Annotated in this window: 16 protein-coding genes; 10 read left to right on the top strand and 6 right to left on the bottom strand. The window is 45.6% G+C overall.

All coding sequences use genetic code 11. From position 1 onward, the window contains the following. Positions 1 to 15 precede the first annotated feature (15 nt). The 4 genes from ACTRWF_RS12020 to ACTRWF_RS12005 are packed head-to-tail and all read left to right on the top strand — an operon-like array spanning position 16 to position 2,895. Positions 16 to 639, top strand: a complete 624-nt coding sequence (locus tag ACTRWF_RS12020; RefSeq protein ID WP_015067880.1) for a DUF7010 family protein — start codon at positions 16 to 18, stop codon at positions 637 to 639. Positions 640 to 696: 57 nt separating this feature from the next. Next, entirely contained in the window at positions 697 to 1,026 is a 330-nt protein-coding gene (locus ACTRWF_RS12015; RefSeq protein WP_012519556.1) for a DMT family transporter, read from the top strand. 16 nt (positions 1,027 to 1,042) lie between these two features. Then, on the top strand, positions 1,043 to 2,281 hold the full coding sequence (locus tag ACTRWF_RS12010) for a histidine kinase (RefSeq protein WP_462835614.1): 1,239 nt from the start codon (positions 1,043 to 1,045) through the stop codon (positions 2,279 to 2,281). Continuing rightward, positions 2,278 to 2,895, top strand: coding sequence for a response regulator transcription factor (locus ACTRWF_RS12005; protein ID WP_012519558.1), 618 nt, complete (start codon positions 2,278 to 2,280; stop codon positions 2,893 to 2,895). Before ACTRWF_RS12010 ends, ACTRWF_RS12005 begins: the two co-directional genes overlap by 4 nt. 21 nt (positions 2,896 to 2,916) lie before the next feature. Here the strand turns inward: ACTRWF_RS12005 and ACTRWF_RS12000 are convergent, their stop codons facing one another. From ACTRWF_RS12000 to ACTRWF_RS11990, 3 genes are all read right to left on the bottom strand, one after another. Then, positions 2,917 to 3,249 (bottom strand): hypothetical protein, encoded by a 333-nt coding sequence (locus tag ACTRWF_RS12000; protein WP_015067883.1) that lies wholly within the window; start codon positions 3,247 to 3,249, stop codon positions 2,917 to 2,919. 45 nt (positions 3,250 to 3,294) lie between these two features. Then, positions 3,295 to 3,570, bottom strand: a complete 276-nt coding sequence (locus tag ACTRWF_RS11995; protein ID WP_462835613.1) for a hypothetical protein — start codon at positions 3,568 to 3,570, stop codon at positions 3,295 to 3,297. Positions 3,571 to 3,696: 126 nt separating this feature from the next. Beyond that, positions 3,697 to 5,961 carry a TonB-dependent receptor domain-containing protein gene (locus tag ACTRWF_RS11990; protein WP_462835612.1) on the bottom strand — a complete coding sequence of 755 codons (2,265 nt, stop codon included), beginning with the start codon at positions 5,959 to 5,961 and terminating at the stop codon, positions 3,697 to 3,699. A 797-nt stretch (positions 5,962 to 6,758) separates the two neighbouring features. Between ACTRWF_RS11990 and ACTRWF_RS11985 the strand changes: the two genes are divergently transcribed. The 6 genes from ACTRWF_RS11985 (at position 6,759) to ACTRWF_RS11960 (ending at position 15,227) form a co-directional block, all read left to right on the top strand. Then, a complete protein-coding gene (locus ACTRWF_RS11985; protein ID WP_020744173.1) occupies positions 6,759 to 7,421 on the top strand; it encodes a GntR family transcriptional regulator in 663 nt (220 codons plus the stop codon). 65 nt (positions 7,422 to 7,486) lie between these two features. Next, positions 7,487 to 8,362 carry a methylisocitrate lyase gene (prpB, locus tag ACTRWF_RS11980; RefSeq protein WP_020744174.1) on the top strand — a complete coding sequence of 292 codons (876 nt, stop codon included), beginning with the start codon at positions 7,487 to 7,489 and terminating at the stop codon, positions 8,360 to 8,362. Positions 8,363 to 8,658: 296 nt separating this feature from the next. Then, on the top strand, positions 8,659 to 9,780 hold the full coding sequence (gene prpC, locus ACTRWF_RS11975; protein WP_020744175.1) for a bifunctional 2-methylcitrate synthase/citrate synthase: 1,122 nt from the start codon (positions 8,659 to 8,661) through the stop codon (positions 9,778 to 9,780). A 15-nt stretch (positions 9,781 to 9,795) separates the two neighbouring features. After that, positions 9,796 to 12,387, top strand: coding sequence for a Fe/S-dependent 2-methylisocitrate dehydratase AcnD (gene acnD / locus ACTRWF_RS11970; RefSeq protein ID WP_012519566.1), 2,592 nt, complete (start codon positions 9,796 to 9,798; stop codon positions 12,385 to 12,387). 277 nt (positions 12,388 to 12,664) lie between these two features. Further along, entirely contained in the window at positions 12,665 to 13,846 is a 1,182-nt protein-coding gene (gene prpF, locus ACTRWF_RS11965; protein ID WP_012519567.1) for a 2-methylaconitate cis-trans isomerase PrpF, read from the top strand. 121 nt (positions 13,847 to 13,967) lie between these two features. Further along, entirely contained in the window at positions 13,968 to 15,227 is a 1,260-nt protein-coding gene (locus ACTRWF_RS11960; RefSeq protein WP_012519568.1) for a response regulator, read from the top strand. A gap of 5 nt (positions 15,228 to 15,232) precedes the next feature. Here the strand turns inward: ACTRWF_RS11960 and ACTRWF_RS11955 are convergent, their stop codons facing one another. From ACTRWF_RS11955 to ACTRWF_RS11945, 3 genes are all read right to left on the bottom strand, one after another. After that, the gene (locus ACTRWF_RS11955; protein ID WP_015067886.1) at positions 15,233 to 16,378 is read right to left on the bottom strand and encodes an ROK family transcriptional regulator; all 1,146 of its coding nucleotides are present in this window, start codon (positions 16,376 to 16,378) and stop codon (positions 15,233 to 15,235) included. Between the two features lie 80 nt (positions 16,379 to 16,458). After that, the gene (locus ACTRWF_RS11950; RefSeq protein ID WP_015067887.1) at positions 16,459 to 17,688 is read right to left on the bottom strand and encodes a glycerate kinase type-2 family protein; all 1,230 of its coding nucleotides are present in this window, start codon (positions 17,686 to 17,688) and stop codon (positions 16,459 to 16,461) included. 35 nt (positions 17,689 to 17,723) lie between these two features. After that, entirely contained in the window at positions 17,724 to 19,295 is a 1,572-nt protein-coding gene (locus tag ACTRWF_RS11945; RefSeq protein ID WP_015067888.1) for a sodium:solute symporter family protein, read from the bottom strand. Positions 19,296 to 19,336: the final 41 nt, after the last annotated feature.

Raw genomic sequence — 19,336 nt, 5'->3', positions numbered from 1 at the left:
AAAGGTAAGAAAGAAATGGAACAGGTATCGTCATCTCGCACAGCTGTCAGCTTAAAAAGAACTCAGCCAACACTTGAACAGCAACGCGAAAGCTTCAAACAGAACAGGTTCATCGCAATGCCGCTGGCCGGTACTATTGTTTGGGCAATATTAGGCGCGAGCGCTCCCTTTGTATCAGAATTAACAATCACGTGGATGCTGTATATCGGTACTGGCGCTATTTTTTACTTAGGTGCTGGTCTTTCATACCTCACTGGCGAGCAATTTTTTGCTAAAAAGGCCACATCAAATAGCTTCGATCGCCTTTTTTTCGTTGGCATGCTAATGAGCCTTTTGGTGTTTGCCATCGCACTTCCGGTTGCGGCGATAGACCATACAACGGTTTCTCTTAGCATAGGAATTTTAGCTGGACTGATGTGGATGCCATTATCTTGGGCTATTGAACACTGGGTAGGTTATTTCCACACTATCGCAAGAACCTTTGGCATTGTTGGCGCTTGGTATCTGTTCCCGGATGCTCGTGTCGAAGCCATATCTGCGGTCATAGTTTCAGTTTATATCGTCTCTTTAATTGCACTCGAACGTCGCTTTCAAACCTGCAGTGAGAAGAAAAGAGCAAATGCTCAGATATCAATTTAAGCACGATTTACCGCAATAGAATACGCTCTACAACAAAACAACCAAAAGGAATTCATCATGACTTACTTATTATTAGCCATTGCTATCGTTACGGAAGTTACCGCTACCCTGCTACTTAAAATGTCTAATGGCTGGGAAAAGTGGGCGTTCGGCTACGGCGCTATCTTTTTCTACACCGTCTCAGGGATGCTCTTTGCGATGGTACTAAAGAATATGGGAATTGGCGTTGCCTATGCGATTTGGTCAGGTATGGGTATCGCGCTAATCACCGCTGCATCAGTGGTATTTTGGAAACAAACTTTCGACATTTATGCCGTGCTAGGTATTATGTTAATTATCTCGGGCACCTTGCTTATCACTAGCAAGTCAGCCGTTGTATTTCAGTAAGGACGAAATACTCGCAATGCGCAGCCAAAACCACATAATAAATAACACCAGCGCAGTGCCTACCGCTCATGTAGGTGAAGGCACTGCGAAAATGGGTGAATCTATAAGCCATGTAGACAAGAACGAAATGGCGCCGGTCATGCCGCTTTTGGGAAGTGGACGCAAAAAACGCTGGTCGCACGGCAGTTTGTTTTTTTCGCTGTTTTTCTTTGTCCCACTAATTATTTCACGCCCACTACCTGTTGAAACATGGATATTTCAATCAGCAGGATATATTTGCTTCGTTACTCTTTACATTAAAGCTATAAAACAACCCGCTAAAACACTGCCGAGCTATTTGCTTCTGATGTTTTTATTATCAGTGGCTTGCAGCTTCCAAAATCCAGGAGCTGCAACAATTGTAGGTTTTATTGCTTTCATCGTCGGGTACTATAACTCGCTGAGAACGGGCATACTTACCATCAGCACCATGATGGTACTACTTACATCGTTAAACTTTTCCGTATTTGACGGTGCTGGTTTCCTCCTTCTTGCCTCCTTGTTGAACAGCATCGTTCTATTTGGCTTTGGCGTTATGGAGCGAAAAGAAACGCTTCACGGCTTAAAAGAAAGTCAGCAGGCGGAAGCCCTTCGGGTTCTATCAGCGATAGCCGAGCGTGAGCGTATAGGTCGAGATTTACATGATGTAGCAGGACACGCTCTCAGCTCCATTTCCTTGAAGGCACAGTTGGCCGATAAACTGATAAGTAAAGACAAAATTGAAGAGGCTCATCGTGAAGTGAGAGCATTAGCCCAGCTTTCGCAGTCTTTGTTAAGCGATATTCGCCAAGCAGTATCAGATATTAAGCAGCTTTCGCTTTGCGATGAAATAGCCAAAGATAAGGCGCTTTTAGAAGAAAATGGCTTTACCGTTATTACCAATATTGAAGACAAAGTAGACGCACGTTTAAGTGCAAAACAAGAAAGTCAGCTCTCTCTTATTATCAAGGAACTGACGACAAATACACTGCGCTACTCAACAGGAAATACGGTGTCACTCAATGTTGAAGTTAACGAGCAGACAGTGAAAGTGACTTATAAAGACCATGGCATTATTGAGAGCAATGGGTCGATAAAAGAAGGGAACGGCCTAATGGGAATTAGAGAGCGCGCCTCATCTATCCATGCCAATGTGGACATTTCCTTTGCTCCCCACCCTATTGTGATTCTCCAACTCAATGTTGATCAAATTTCGTCGAGGAAGGCTGCGCTATGAATTCAAAAGTCACTACTATTTTGATTGTTGAAGATCAGTCTTTGGTTCGCGATGCCATAGCCATGCTTTTGTCATTAGAAGACGACCTAACTGTTGTCGATAAGTACAGCAATGGACAAGAAGCGATTAATTACTTAAATGAACACCCTGCGCCCGATATCATTTTAAGCGATATAGAAATGCCGCTGGTATCTGGACTAGATTTAGCGGCTCATATCGCCAATGGAAGCCTCAGTACCAAGATGGTCCTTATGACCACGTTTTCAAAACCAGGTTATATCAAGCGGGCGTTAAGTTTAGGGGTTAAAGGGTTTATTTTAAAAGAATCGGATAGCGACTATCTAATAAAGGCAATTCACGATGTATCTGCCGGGAAAAAGGTAATTTCCACCGAGCTTGCGATCATGGCATTAGATGACAACAACCCGCTGTCAAAAAAAGAAATGTCGGCTCTTAAGCTGGCATCAGAAGGGCTGAAAACTCAAGATATAGCCCGGTCGCTGTTTTTATCTGAAGGAACCGTAAGAAACTACTTGTCAGAAGCAATATCTAAACTAGACGCCACAAACCGAGTAGACGCTGCCCGCATAGCGAAACAAAAAGGCTGGCTCTAATCGATGGCCAAAAATGCTAGTTTAAAACCAAGGTGTCGTGATAGTTTTAGATGTAGAGACTTTTAGCTTTTCAGATAGTCCTGTAAGCACCCGTTCAGGCCCATATACAATACCTTGGTGGTTAGCTGTCCAAATGCAGGTGAGAATACTGGTTCCTTTGCGTAATTCGCATTGCCACTTTGACGTATTTTCTGCCAGCCTTTCATAGTCGTCTTTAATTTCCCAGCCACTGTCAACATGGTCGACAATAAGTTGTTCAAATTGAGCGAACGGAATAGGCTGAATAACCACCCATTCATTTTTCTTAAACTTTTTTTCTAACCGCGATTTTTTAAAATTAGTAAACAACCCCACGCTTCAACTCCGTATGATTGATAGGTCTCACGACTATAAGCGCCTTTAGTATTTCGACACCGTTCCCATAATTTGCCCTGACGGTGTGGGGCACGAACACGAGGTTCCTACCATTTCACCATTTGACGTAGGGCATACGCCGTATTCGCCATCACCACTATAGCGACATTGATTACCAAACTCTGGTTTAGCAGTCGCGACTTTTTTATCCCTAGTGGTGTTATCCTCTTCATCGTCAGGTAAATACACAGTGTAAGTGCAGCTAAAAAGAAGCGATGTCGCTAGCATTACGCCGATGCGGGAAAGTACTTTTAAACTCATAATTACTTATTGTGCATTTTTAGAACAGCCTTAAAGCTAAGCTAATAATGAAGATAAAACAAGAAAAAATAAGCAAAAAAAAGCCAGTCACAAGACTGGCTTTATTATTATAACTCGTTGTTGATATTAAAATTCAGTTGAGAATCTAACACCAAACTCACTCGCATCGTTGCTTAGAATTTGCAGGATGTAGTCACCTGTATTCAAGCGCGCGTTGTCGTAACGCTCATCGAAAATGTTGCGACCGTAAAGTGCTACGGTGTAAGCATCATTAGCCGGTGTGTAAGCAATGTCGAAGTTTACCAGCTCACGGCTGTCTAGCTTCGTCATGCGTTCAGGAGCTGAAGTTGGCTCGCCATACATTTCTGCGCGGTACGAGTAATCGGCACGTACGCGAATTGAATCGCCACCATCTAGTTCAAAGGTATACTGTGGGCCAATCGCTAACGTGAGATCAGGCGTAAGTGGCGCTACTGGGCTAATCCCGTTTTGCTCTTCCACATCAACATCCATATAACCAATGCTGGTCATCATGCTAAAGTTGCCATAGCTAAACGTTGCATCTGCTTCAATACCACGAGAAGTTTGTTCAACAACAAGGTTTGCTGTGTCAAAACCGCCTTCACTCACAGTACTTACTTGGTAAGGCAAATCTTCAAACTCTGTGTTAAATACGGCAACACTGATATCGAAGTAATCGTTAACGCGACCTTTAATACCTACTTCATAGTTAGTAGCGGTAATGTTGTCAGATGCCGTAAAGCAGTTATTTGCGCGAACGGCTGCTTGTGCGCCTTCGATATCATCGAAGCCACCCGCACCGAAAAACTGGCCGATTAGACAGTAAGGACGCGCTGGGAACTGACCAGACTGGTAGCCCGACTGAATAGTCGCATATCCTGTCATGCCATTATCAAAAGTATAGTTAGTAGCAAGCTCCCAGGTTACTTCATCCCATTCGTTTGAGTCGAAGATTGTTCCAAGTGCTGAGAATACGTTCGCAGAGGCTTCTTTCTCGTCTTCGGTGTAACGAATACCACCTGACACACTTAGCTCATCAGTTAAGTCATGACGCACGTTCACGTATACCGCTTTCGACGTGGTTTCTTGGTCTAGCTCAAGTAAGTTTGGGCCGCCGTCGAAGTTAGAATCATCGCCTTGGCGGTTGCTCCCTTCTTCATTGAAGTAGTAAAGGCCCGTTACGAAGTCAGTATATTCGTTAATATAACCATTAAGCTGAAGTTCGATTGACGTTTGGTCTGCTTCGCCACGCTCCGGGAACTGGTCTAGTGAGAATACTGTACCGTCATCATCAAGGCCTGCTTTATATTTAGATGTACGCTGGCTAGCAACAACCTTCGCCGTATAGTCGTCATTGATATCCCACTCAGTCGTTAGTGAAAGGCCGCGCGCTTCATTAGACACGCCAGTGACTGCTTCAGTACCTGTTGCGTTATCATAAATGTCTGCACCTTCAGGCGTTACGTCAGTATTACGCAACTCAACATCTAAGCCGTTACCACCACCAAAATAGCGCGCAGAACCCACTTCATCAATAAGCACAGTGTAAGGACGTAAACCACCGTCACCGTTGTTAGCATCTGCGGTTAGCACCATGCGGAAATCGTTTGAAGGCTCCCACTTAAGTGATACACGACCAGAAATATCTTCGGTCTCACCTACATCGTATTCAGCATTTGGTACGTTAATGAACTCACCAAGGCCGTCGCGTTTGTTGAACGCTAGATTCATGTTAAACGCAACAGTTTCAGATAGACCATGGTTAACAAAAATATCTGCTTTAACACGGCCGCGCGTGCCGAACTCGGTGTTTACTTTAGTTACATCACCTTGATCTGGCTCTTTAGTAATGATGTTAATTGCACCACCAATTGAGTTACGACCATAAAGGGTACCTTGAGGACCACGAAGTACCTCAATACGCTCAATATTGTTTAAGCTCCAGTTTTGACCTACTTGACGGCCTAGGTAAACGCCATCAACGTAAACACTAACACCAGGGTCGGTAGTGATAAGGTGATCTTGAAGACCGATACCACGAATGAAAGGGTTTACAGAAGACGTGTGGCCCGCAGAGAAACCCGTAACGTTAAGGTTTGGAACGAACTTACCAACGTCGGTTAGGTCTGTAATACCTTGGGCAGCTAGCTTGTCACCATCAAAAGCACTGATAGCGATAGGAACTTCATAAATAACTTGAGGGCGTTTTGTTGCGGTAACGGTAATGGCTTCAAACTGTTGTTCTTCTGTTGCTTCGGCTTCTTGAGCAACCGCAATGTTTGAAAGAGCTGGAACGGTCATCGCTACTGCTAGTGCGACAGGTGAAAGCTTACTGGCGAGTGTCTTAGACACGTCAGTATTGGTTTTCATGGTGTAACCCCTTTGCGTGAGTGTTAGGTGTAATAATATTTTTAGGCCGCTTCAAGTTCTTCTTTGGAACTTTGAAAGACTAAACTCACTAATTTGAGAGGCGCACATAACCTTGTGCTTATACTGGATTACAGGCAATAAAAAAGTAAGTCGCAATAAAACATTACAAACTTACTTTCAATGAAACTCTGCTTTAAAAGTAGAACTTACTTTTCCAGCCCTCTAAAATTCAGTAGAAGAATTTAGGCTTGAAGACTGGAACGATATGTTACCGTTAGATTACGATCTTGCAAAGTAAAATATTACACTTTTACTAAAATAAGACTTCAAAATTAGACTAATTGGTTAGGTTAAGCATCAAACACAAAGTATGTATAAATTTCATAAAAACAAATAGATATCATAAAGATAATTTACTCTATCTCTTCACAACACTTAAGCGAATAAAGTAAAGAAGACCTAGACCAGATGGACAAACTTCAAACAAATTACCACTAACTTGAATCATTCGTTAGCTCAGAACCTCTGTATGTAACTTTCGTTACCAAATTCCCTCCTCCGTCCGGGCAGTAGCTATCAATATGGTTGCGCAAGGTTCGCCTAATAGACGTAAGCTGACACATGGCTCTGTTTGCGTATGCCATTAAACCATTGCACAACTGTCAACACAGGCCGCTAAACAAGACTATCAGACTAATATCTTACTCTCGTTGTCGACAATCCAAACCTTTTTAAGGTTGAAAAAACGCCAAAATGGGCATATATTGTCGACATTAGTCATTTAAAGATTCTATACAGTGTTAGTAAAAAGCGAACAAGCCATCACCAATGCCGACCGTACCTTCTTTCAATTAAGGAAGGATATCGTTGAGGGCATCATTCCAGCAGGCAGTAAGCTGAGTGAAATGGAATTGTCGACAAAGTACGAAGTCAGCCGTGCAGTTATTCGCGAGGCAATTAATCGCTTAGCCACCTGCCATCTTGTCGAACGCAAAGCGAATGTAGGCGCGCGGGTGGTAGAGCTTTCGCCTGAAGGGCTTATCCAACTATATCAAGTGCGCGAAGCGCTAGAGGGTATGGCAGCGCGCTTAGCCGCTCGTTATATGAGTGATGATGAAATTGCCGACATGCAAGCGCTGCTTGATAGCCATTTCGACAAAGTGAAAGACAGCCACAGTTATTATCAAGAAGCCGGTGATGTCGACTTTCACTACCGAATTGTCACTGGCAGCAAAAACGATCACCTTATCAGCGTGCTTATTGATGGGCTCTACCATTTAGTTCGTATGTACCGCGTACAGCTTGGTATGGCAGGACCTCGGGTAAGCACGGCGTTTGATGAGCACAGACACATTGTTAACGCCATTGCCAATCGTGACGAAGAGTTAGCAGAAATGCTCATGCGTCGCCACATTCTTTATTCAAAAAATAATATCGAGAAGAAGCTCAACAATGACTAATACCCATAAGGCTTCTGCTTACCTATTACACCTCTACCCTACTTTCAATTAAGCGAGTGACTATCATGAGTGCAGGAAAGAAATTCAGAACCGCGTTAGAGAATAACAAACCTCTTCAAATCGTAGGCACTATTAATGCCTACACGGCCATGATGGCGAAGGCCATAGGCCATCAAGCCATTTATCTTTCAGGTGGCGGCGTAGCTAACGCCTCGTATGGCTTGCCAGATTTAGGCATGACCTCGCTCAATGACGTGATTGCTGATGTTCAGCGCATCACCAGTGCATGTGACCTACCGCTTATGGTGGATATCGACACAGGCTGGGGCGGAGCTTTTAACATCGCCAAAACCATTCGCGATATGGAAAAAGCAGGCGCGGCCGCGGTACATATGGAAGACCAAGTCGCACAAAAGCGCTGTGGTCACCGCCCTAATAAAGAAATTGTGAGTACAGCGGAAATGGTAGATCGCATTAAAGCTGCCGTTGATGCCAGAACCGACCCTGACTTTTTCATTATGGCGCGCACCGACGCATTCGCGCAAGAAGGCTTAGAAAAAGCCATTGAACGCGCAAAAGCCTACGTTGAAGCGGGCGCAGACGGTATTTTTGCAGAAGCAGTGCAGACCGAAGAACACTATCGCGCATTTGCAGAAGCCTTAGATGTACCGATTCTTGCCAATATCACTGAGTTCGGCAAAACCGAACTATGGAACAAAGAAGAACTTGGTGAATGGGGTGCTGATATGGTGCTTTACCCACTAAGTGCGTTCCGCGCCATGAATAAAGCAGCAGAAATGGTGTACAAATCTATACTTGAAAATGGCGATCAAAAAGCCGTTGTCGACACCATGCAAACACGCATGGAGCTATACGATTACCTTGGCTACCACGAATACGAGCAAAAGCTAGATGCGCTATTTGCCGACGGCAAAAACTAAATAAATAAACGATTGCAGCTTGAAGTTGGCGAGCACGAGGATGCAGGGGTGAAGTACAGTTCCCTGCCCCTCTTAAGGCATGGATGCCGAAGCGGAGCCCCCATGGATGGGTTTACGGCGTGGCAGGGAACTGTGCTTTGCTCCTGCAGCCAATGTGCCCGCAACTTCAAGCGCCACTGTGCACTGCCCCCGCTATTTCGGAGCCTCGCACCCAATTTAAGTTGAGTTTTAACCGTTTTAATCAGAAACATTTTTAATAAGTACCTTACATTTTATACAAGACCGGAGACAACAAGATGGCTAAACAGTTAAGTGGCGCGGGTTTACGCGGCCAAGTTGCAGGTAAAACAGCTTTATCAACGGTAGGTAAATCAGGTTCAGGTTTAACCTATCGCGGCTACGACGTGAAAGATTTAGCAGAAAAGTGTCAGTTTGAAGAAGTCGCTTATCTTATCTTAAAGGGTAACTTGCCAAATCAAGCTGAGCTTGATGACTATAAAACCAAACTTCGCGGTATGCGCGGCCTTCCTGACGCACTGAAAGACGTGCTTGAACGCATTCCTAAAAACGCCCACCCTATGGACGTGCTTCGCACTGGCTGTTCAATGCTAGGTAACCTTGAAATGGAAACTAGCTTTGATGAGCAGCAAGATGTGACGGATCGCATGTTAGCGTGCTTCCCAAGTATTATTTGTTACTGGTATCGCTTCTCACACGATGGTGTGCGCATTGATGTGGAAACCGATGACGACTCCATTGGCGGTCACTTCCTTCACATGCTTCACGGCGAAAAGCCACGTGAGCTTCACGAACAAGTGATGCATGTGTCTCTCATTCTTTATGCCGAGCACGAGTTCAATGCGTCTACATTCACAGCCCGCGTATGTGCCTCTACCCTTTCTGATATGCATTCATGTGTAACCGGCGCGATTGGCTCTCTTCGCGGGCCCCTTCACGGCGGTGCAAACGAAGCCGCAATGGAAATGATAGAAGGCTTCACGTCAGCCGATGACGCAGAAGAAAAAATGATGGGCATGCTAGAGCGCAAAGAGAAAATCATGGGCTTTGGTCACGCGATTTATTCAGACTCTGACCCACGTAACGAAATTATTAAGCAATGGTCTAAAAAGCTAGCGACCGATGTAGGCGATGAGGTGCTTTACCCTGTATCTGTGCGCTGTGAAGAAGTCATGTGGCGCGAGAAGAAGCTTTTCTGTAATGCAGACTTTTTCCACGCCTCTGCCTATAACTTCATGGGAATCCCTACGCCGCTGTTTACCCCAATATTCGTTATGTCTCGCCTTACAGGCTGGGCTGCACATGTAATGGAACAGCGCGCTGATAACCGTATTATTCGTCCATCGGCAGAATACACAGGCGAAGAATTACGCCCTGTTCCTGCAATCAGCGAACGCTAAGAGAATAGGTGGTTTATGAATATTGATTACCGTAAACCGCTTCCAAATGCGGGTATCGATTTTTTCGATACCCGTGAAGCGGTTGATGCCATAGAGCCAGGTGCATACGCCAAGCTGCCTTACACGTCACGTGTATTGGCTGAAAACTTGGTACGTAAATGCGACCCTGCCATGCTAAACGATTCACTCAAACAGCTGATATACCGCAAGCGCGACCTCGATTTTCCGTGGTTCCCAGCACGTGTGGTATGTCACGACATTTTGGGTCAAACCGCACTGGTTGATTTAGCGGGCCTTCGCGATGCCATTGCGGCGAAAGGCGGCGACCCGGCGAAAGTAAACCCGGTTGTGCCTACTCAGCTAATAGTGGACCACTCCCTCGCCGTAGAGCACGCAGGCTTCGAAAAAGACGCGTTTGAAAAGAACCGTGCTATTGAAGACAGACGAAACGATGACCGTTTTCACTTCATCAACTGGACAAAAACCGCGTTTAAAAACGTAGATGTTATTCCGCCGGGTAACGGCATTATGCATCAGATTAACTTGGAGCGTATGTCGCCAGTTATTCAAAACCGTGACGGCGTAGCCTTCCCTGACACACTAGTAGGTACCGACAGCCACACGCCGCACGTTGATGCACTTGGTGTAATTGCGGTAGGCGTGGGCGGCCTTGAAGCAGAAAGCGTTATGCTAGGTCGTGCGTCTTACATGCGTTTGCCTGATATTGTAGGGGTCGAACTTACCGGTAAGCCTCAGCCAGGTATTACGGCTACCGACATTGTATTAGCGCTTACTGAATTCTTGCGTAAAGAGCGTGTAGTATCTGCGTATCTTGAATTCTATGGTGAAGGTGCATCCCACTTAACCCTTGGCGACCGTGCCACCATTTCGAACATGACACCAGAATACGGCGCAACAGCGGCCATGTTCTATATTGATCAGCAAACTATTGATTACTTGCGATTAACGGGTCGTGAAGAAAAGCAAATTGCGCTTGTAGAGCAGTACGCTAAACACACAGGTTTATGGGCAGATGACTTAGAAACTGCCGAGTACGAACGCGTGCTTACGTTTGATTTGTCTGCAGTAGGCAGAAACATGGCCGGGCCGTCTAACCCACATGCACGCTTACCTACCAGCGACTTAGAAAGCCGCGGTATCGCAGCAAAATGGGAAGAGGAAGACGGTAAAATGCCAGATGGCGCGGTGATTATCGCGGCTATCACCAGCTGTACTAATACCTCTAACCCGCGCAATGTTATTGCAGCAGGCTTACTTGCCAGAAACGCAAACGCGCGCGGTTTAACCCGCAAGCCATGGGTGAAAAGCTCTCTGGCGCCAGGTTCTAAAGCTGTTAAGTTATACCTTGAAGAAGCCAACTTAATGAGCGAGTTGGAAGACTTAGGCTTCGGGGTTGTGGCATTTGCATGTACCACCTGTAACGGTATGAGTGGCGCGCTAGACCCTAAAATTCAGCAAGAAATTATCGACCGCGATTTATACGCCACGGCGGTACTTTCGGGCAACCGTAACTTCGATGGGCGTATTCATCCCTATGCGAAGCAAGCCTTCTTGGCATCACCACCCTTGGTCGTTGCATACGCCATAGCCGGTACCATTCGCTTTGATATCGAAAAGGACGTGTTAGGCACCGATAAAGATGGCAACCCAGTAACGCTTAAAGATATCTGGCCAAGCGATGAAGAGATTGACGCTATTGTTGCTAAATCTGTCAAGCCTGAGCATTTCAGAAAAGTGTACGAGCCAATGTTCGACTTGAGTGTGGATTACGGTAAAGACATTAACCCGCTCTACGACTGGCGTGAAATGAGCACCTACATTCGCCGCCCACCTTACTGGGAAGGCGCAATGGATGCCGAGCGTACCATGAAAGGTATGCGACCGCTGGCCATTTTGGGTGACAACATCACCACCGATCACCTATCACCTTCGAACGCCATTATGGCAAGCAGTGCCGCCGGGGAATACTTAGCGAAAATGGGGTTACCTGAGGAAGACTTCAACTCCTACGCCACCCACCGAGGCGATCACTTAACGGCGCAGCGCGCTACCCTTGCGAACCCCAAAGTGTTCAACGAAATGGTGCTGGAAAACGGCGAAGTTAAGCAAGGATCGCTTGCCCGCGTAGAGCCAGAAGGCAAAGTCGTGCGCATGTGGGAAGCCATTGAAACCTATATGAACCGCAAACAGCCGCTCATCATTGTAGCGGGCGCGGACTACGGTCAGGGTTCATCGCGAGACTGGGCAGCGAAAGGCGTGCGTCTTGCGGGCGTTGAAGTCATTGTAGCTGAAGGTTTTGAGCGTATTCACCGTACTAACCTTATTGGTATGGGCGTTTTACCGCTAGAGTTTAAGCCTGGCACAACCCGAAAAACCCTTGAGCTAGACGGTACAGAAACCTACGACGTAAGCGGAGAACCTTCGCCGGGCGCAACACTGACGCTGGTAGTAAACCGTAAAAACGGCGAGCAACTAGAAGTGCCCGTAACCTGTCGTTTAGATACAGGTGAGGAAGTCTCAATTTACAGCGCAGGCGGCGTATTACAACGCTTCGCAAAGGACTTCTTAGAAGCAGAAGCTAGCTGATTCGGCTGGGAAGAACTGAGCCGGTTGCAGGACACGCCGTGAATACATCCATGTAGGCTCCCAATTCGCATCCATGCGAATTGAGGGTCCCACCCCCAACTCAGTTTTCCCTAAACAAGCTAACTTCTTTTGGCAGGATTTGTTACTTTTGGGCAGGAGGTTGGTTGCGATTTGAAACCTTCCAGCCGCATGGATGCGGCTGGGGAGCGCACACGGACGTGTTCACAGCGTGTTTCAAATCGCAACCAACTTCCGCTCACCACAACAAGGAAAAAACATGACAAAGTATGCGCCACAACTTCGAGTACCGGCTACCTACATGCGTGGCGGTACTAGCAAGGGTGTGTTTTTTAATTTATCCGACTTACCAGAGGCAGCACAAAAACCGGGACCAGCCCGTGATGCGCTGCTTCTTCGGGTGATAGGTAGCCCAGACCCGTACGGTAAACAAACCGACGGTATGGGCGGTGCTACCTCTAGCACCAGTAAAACCGTGATTTTAAGTAAAAGCGAGCGTGAAGGTTACGATGTAGACTACTTGTTTGGCCAAGTTGCCATCGACAAGCCTTTCGTAGATTGGAGCGGTAACTGCGGTAACCTAACCGCGGCCGTTGGCGCTTTTGCCATTAGCAATGGATTGGTTGATGCCAGCAAAATTCCACAAAACGGTGTTGCTACGGTAAATATTTGGCAGGCCAATATCAACAAAGCGATTATTGCTAACGTGCCAATTACTGATGGTGAAGTACAGGAAACTGGCGATTTTGAGCTTGATGGTGTGACCTTTCCTGCTGCAGAAGTCGAGGTCGCATTTGTGGACCCTGCCGATGGCGAGGGCGCGATATTCCCAACTGGACGTTTAGTCGACACCTTGGAAGTGCCGGGCGTTGGTAGCTTGCAGGCCACCATGATCAACGCAGGTATCCCTACTATTTTTATCAACGCTGAAGATATCGGTTACACAGGAACCGAACTTCAAGATGATATAAATAGTGATGCCGAAGCACTTGGGAAATTTGAAGCTATTCGTGCACATGGCGCTGTGCAAATGGGTTTGATAAAAGATATTGGCGAAGCTGCAACGCGCCAACATACTCCTAAAGTGGCTTTTGTAGCAACGCCTAAAGGCTACAAAGCGTCTAGCGGCAAAGACATATTGGGCTCTGATATTGATGTACTCGTTCGCGCCCTGTCTATGGGTAAACTGCACCATGCGATGATGGGCACGGCAGCCGTTGCTATAGCTGCAGCAGCCGCTATTCCCGGCACGCTGGTTAATCTAGCGGCAGGTGGGGAGAACAGAGAGTCGGTTACCTTTGGCCATCCCTCTGGTACTTTACGGGTTGGCGCGAAAGCGACTTTTGATAATAACCAATGGCATATTCAACAAGCTGTCATGAGCCGAAGTGCACGAGTTTTAATGGAAGGCTTTGTTCGCGTCCCCGTTGAGCAAAGTTAATACAACCTAGTGATTCCACTTTACCAATTGATTTAGACATAAGTATGAAACGCCCTCTGTAAGAGGGCTTTTTTTTCTTTTATTGGTTATTATCAAAGCTAAGATATTAAGAGTAGATCTCATGTATAAAGTTCTTGTAGTAGAAGACAGCTCGACTGTCCGAAAGATAGTTAATAAACTTATTGAGGATAATCCTCACTTTACGTGTGATCTGTGTGAAGATCTGGCTGAGGCGAAAAGTGCTCTTGAAAGTGACAATGAATATTTAGCGGCTATTGTTGATTTAAACCTTCCCGATGCGCCTAACGGCGAAAGCGTTGAGTTAGCCCTTTCTTATAACTTACCAACGATTGTATTGACTGGTAATTTCGATGAGTTCACCCGCGCACAATTGCTCGATCAAGGGGTATTAGACTACATAACCAAAGAGTCTCGCTATTCATACCTTCAAGTTTCTAAACTTGTGGATCGCTTAAGAAAGAACTTAACCACAAAAGTACTCGTGGTAGAAGATTCAAAAACCAGCCGTAACCACATTTGCTCGTTACTCCGTAAATTTCAATTTCAGGTGCACGAAGCCAACGATGGTTTAGAAGCGCTGGAAGTGCTAGATAACCATCGAGATATTAAAATGGTCATTGCTGACCACCGTATGCCTAATATGGATGGCTATGAGCTTGTTAGGACAATTCGTCACGAAAAACGCTTACAGGATTTGGTTTTCATCGGTCTGTCCGCTTCCGGTGACAGCGTTTTAACTTCTAAGTTTATCAAGAGCGGCGCGAACGATTTTCTTTCTAAGCCTTTTTATCACGAAGAATTCTACTGCCGAATCATGCAGAACCTTGAGTCTCAGGAAATGATTCAAACTATTCGCAATTCGGCTAATTTAGATCCGCTAACCAAGGTCTACAATCGTCGCTTTCTTTATGAAAAAGCAGACGAGCTCTTCTCCCGCAAGGCCACGAGAAGCAATGTGATTGTTTCAATGATTGATGCTGATAATTTTAAAGGCGTTAATGATACCTACGGACACAAAACCGGTGACGTGCTTTTACAAGAGTTCTCGGCCTTGATGAAGGACTATTTCCCAGACGATCTTATTGTGCGTTACGGCGGAGAGGAGTTTACGGTGGTGTCAGTGAGACCGCCCAAAGTTTACCTTTCTGCGCTCTCTGCATTTATGGATGCAGTTCGCACAACACAATTCACCAATCACAAATTCAACATTACCTGTAGTATTGGCGTTTGCGCTGAAGAACACCCGAGCTTAGAGTCACAATTAGAGGTGGCTGATGCTCGTTTATACAATGCGAAACGTGCAGGCCGAGATCAAATAATGCTCAGGGATACTGCTTCTAAATCCGCTCAGTTAGTCTAACCCTATTACAAAAACCAATCTCTAATTGGTAAGGTAGCTGCCCCAACGGCTACCGGGCATTCGGTTACGCCGGCACACACTATTTCAGGCATGGGGCGCTTCGCGCCTCGTCTAAATTGTGCATAAACATCTATTCTAGGAATAACTTTTTCAGCCAGTTTAGTGGGAATATGCCCACCAATGATAATAGCTTGGCTGTCCAGTAATGCTGAACTTGCGGTAGCAACCAAATCAAATGAGTCCTGAACTTTATAAATCCATTCATCAACCCCGGGCCAATTTGGATCGAAGACTTCATTTAATCGGTACATCGACGGTACTTCTACGCCATGTTTTAAGAGTATGCGCTCTAAAAGCTGGAGATTAGGATGACTGTAGAGTTTGGCAGGTAACATATCGCCGAGTTCTCCAGCGTTTCCATGAGTTCCGCGGATCATATCGCCATTGTTAATAAGGCCACCACCAAAGGCACTCGATACAAAGAAGTACACAAAGTTTTTGTACTTCCTGCCCACTCCAGCTATTCCCTCACCCGCTGCTGCGCCTGTACCGTCGTTTACCACCCAAGAGGGTAAATTAAACGCCTCGGCAACGGTATCGGCAATATTAATATCTGCCCACTCTTCTATGGCATGGTGCGTATTCATTCTACCATCTGTGGAACTGAAGAAGCCTGATATACCCACGCCAATACCCAGTATACGAGCACTATCAATATTAAACTTAGTGGACATCGACTCTACCTCTGAAGCCGCTTTAGATAGGACCGATGCAATGCCCATGTCATCTAATTCCACATGCTTTGTCGCAACGACTTCGCCTTTAAGATTCATTAACGCTATCGATATTGCGTCTAACAGCACCGATAGCCCATAGCAATAAGCAAAGTCTGGGTTAGGCTCTAAACCTGATGAAGGCTTGCCTGAGTCGCTTACACTATGAATAAGGCCGTCTTCCACTAGACTGTTTACCAATCGTGAAACGGTTTGCTGAGGAATTTTAGTACGGCTTGATATTTCCCGTTGGGTAATGCCGTGTGTCCAAAACACCTCTTTCACAATGGCTTTCTGGTTATCTTGAAGCAACTTATCCCCCTTTCCTAGGGTAAAGGCGCTGCGCAATAACTGATTATTTCTCGCCGATGTAAGCATAGATTTTACTTTCAACATGTTCGAATTAAGCTAGCGCTATTATACGTAAGTGATAGGCAGATCTCACCAACATAGCGCACTTAAGCAATACAAATCACTCTAAAATCATTTACGTTAGTGCGTGTAGGGCCAATTTTGATATGGCTGCCCAACGCATCAAAAAAGCCAAAACTATCGTGTTCCGCTAATAGTGCGTTTATATCTAGTCCATTTTGCGTCGCTCGGGTAAGGGTATGCTCGTCTATGAAACCACCGGCAACGTCTTTACTTCCATCTACACCATCAGTGTCGGCAGCTAGTGCACAGATACCTGCTTCACCTTTAAGCGCGTTTGCTAGCGCCATAAGGTACTCTTGGTTTGGTCCGCCTTCACCTTGGGAATCGCCCAATGTCACGGTAAGTTCACCACCGGAGAGTAATAAAATAGGCTTACCCGCTTTTTTATGTTCAAGGGCGATCTCTGCATGACGTTTTGCTACCTTCTGCGCCTCGCCCTTTTCAGTGTAACTAATAATATGGGTGTCCCAACCATTAGCATTGGCTTTTTTGACCGCAGCATCAATCGCGCTTTGTGCATTAGCCACTAGTGTATAATCGCCAGTAACCCTAGGGAGTTCAGGAGCGCGAGCTAAATATCCTCGAATGTTCGATGAAGTATCGAACCCGTATTTGTCTAAAATGGCAAGGGCATCGTGTGGCGTTGATGTATCTTGTACGGTAAGACCCGAAGCGATAAATGCCGGGTCATCACCGACGACATCTGAAATAACCAAGCTGGTGTTATGGCCTTTAGATGCGGCAGCTAACCTTCCGCCTTTTATCACTGACACATGCTTTCGCACCGTATTCATTTCTTCAATGCTAGCGCCACTTCGCAGTAAAAATTTGTGCAGTGCCAATTTATCGTCAAGGGAAATAGTACTTGGCGGCGCGCAAGCTAATGAGGAGCCACCACCAGAGATAAGAAAAATCACTTTGTCGGTAGGTGCTACACGAGAAGCCATGGCAAGGAGTGCTTTGGCGCCTTCAACACTGTTTTCATCGGGTACTGGGTGCGCAGCAAGACGCACTTCGATATTCCCTGTAGGCGCTGTATTTTCATAGCCGTAACGGGTAACAACTAAGCCGTAGGCGTTGTCGCCGAAATAGTTATATGCCTCTACCGCCATATCGGCAGCCGCTTTACCTGCACCTAAAATGCACACGCGCTCGCCCTTTGAAAAAGTCGAAAAATAATCAGGCAAGCAATGCTTTGGTTTACTTACCCGAACCGCTTCTTCATACAGTGAAAAGAGAAATGTTTTATTCATGAAAAAACCTTTTATAAAAGCCCTCTAAAAGGGCTTTATGAAAACAGCGATGGCATTAGTAAGCATACTGCCAGCATGATAATAAAAAAGCCTACTAGGATAACAACGTCTTTCGTAGTAAGAATTGAGTGGAATTTAAGTTGTTTAACGTTTTCTGCTAGCGTTGCTGACGGCCAAACATAGCGCGCGACCAAGGCGACGGCGCACGTTACAACAAAACCAATAACGTTCCACCAAAACCAAAAGATATCAGGTACAGAGAGCCAAATTACAATATTCGTACTTACGCCGGCAATCAGCCCTAAATTTACGTGTTTTCCAACCAGCGCCTTGCTCGCCACCGCTAATAAGAACAAGGCCAGAATAGGACCGTAAAAAACAGAGCCTACTTTGTTGATAGCCTCAATAATAGTAGGAGCAATATTGCCCGCATACAACGACAGAACAAGGGTAACGCCACCCCAAATAAGCCCGGTGATTTTTGCCACTTTTAAATAGCTTTGATGCTCAAGCTGTTTATTTGTAATACGGCAGTAATCCTCAACGGTAACCGCTGATAATGAGTTGATAGCGGAACTAAGAGAAGACATCGCAGCAGATAAAATAGCCACAATTAAAAGGCCAATTAAGCCATGAGGGAGATAGTTAAGAATAAACGTAGGCATCAACCAATCCGGATTATCAGCGGGGATTTTATTGAAAAACTCGGTATTGGTTAGCGCTAGAGTACCTACTATAAGCCCAGAGAAACAGTACAATAAGGTAATTGGAAAACGGATGATGCCGTTAGCCACAATCATTTTTCGCAAGTCGTTTTCATTTCTTGCCGATAACGCGCGCTGTGCTTGAGTTTGGTCACAACCATAATAGGACGCGTACAATATGATACCGCCAAATAGCATTGGCAAGAAGCCAAAACCATCGCCGCTGAACCCCAAAGAAGAAAAATCGATGGCGGTTAAACGCTCTTTAGGCGCTTGTTCAACTAGTACGTCCACACCGCCTAACGCGTGTAAGCCTATGGCAATGCACGCGATAGTACCAAGTACAATGATAATCATTTGGATAGCATCAGCATAAACCACTGCCTTCATACCACCTTGAAGAGAATAAAGCACTGTTATGATGCCGGTAAGTACGACCGCCTGCCAAGCTTCAATCCCCATTGTTCCTTGTAAAATAATGGAGACTGCATAAATCATAATGCCAGTAGCAAACGCGCGGCTAAATTGAAAAACGATACTAATAAGAACACGGGTTAAACGGCCGAAACGCTGCTCTAAGAAATCATAAATACTCACGACACCTGATTTGTACAATGAAGGAAGAATGGTGCCGAGCAGCAGGATCATGGCAATGGGAATTCCCAGCTCATAAGACAACCAAATCATACCGCCACCATCGCGAAGGCCAACGAAAGCAGGGGCAGATATAAAGCTAATTGCAGAGAGCTGAGTGGCCATTACAGATAACGTCAACGGCTTCCAGCCCAATGTTCTACCACCTAAAAAATAATCACCTTTATTTTCTTGCTGACGCAGGGCAAAGCCCATGTAAAGCAAGATAGCTAGGTAACCAATCACTACAATATAATCTAGAAAATTCATAAGTTGTTCTTATTATGTACGTGGCGAAATAAAAAACTGAT

Source organism: Alteromonas sp. G5_S2_22_S1, from assembly GCF_054968525.1.
This window is presented reverse-complemented; position numbering and strand designations above follow the sequence as displayed.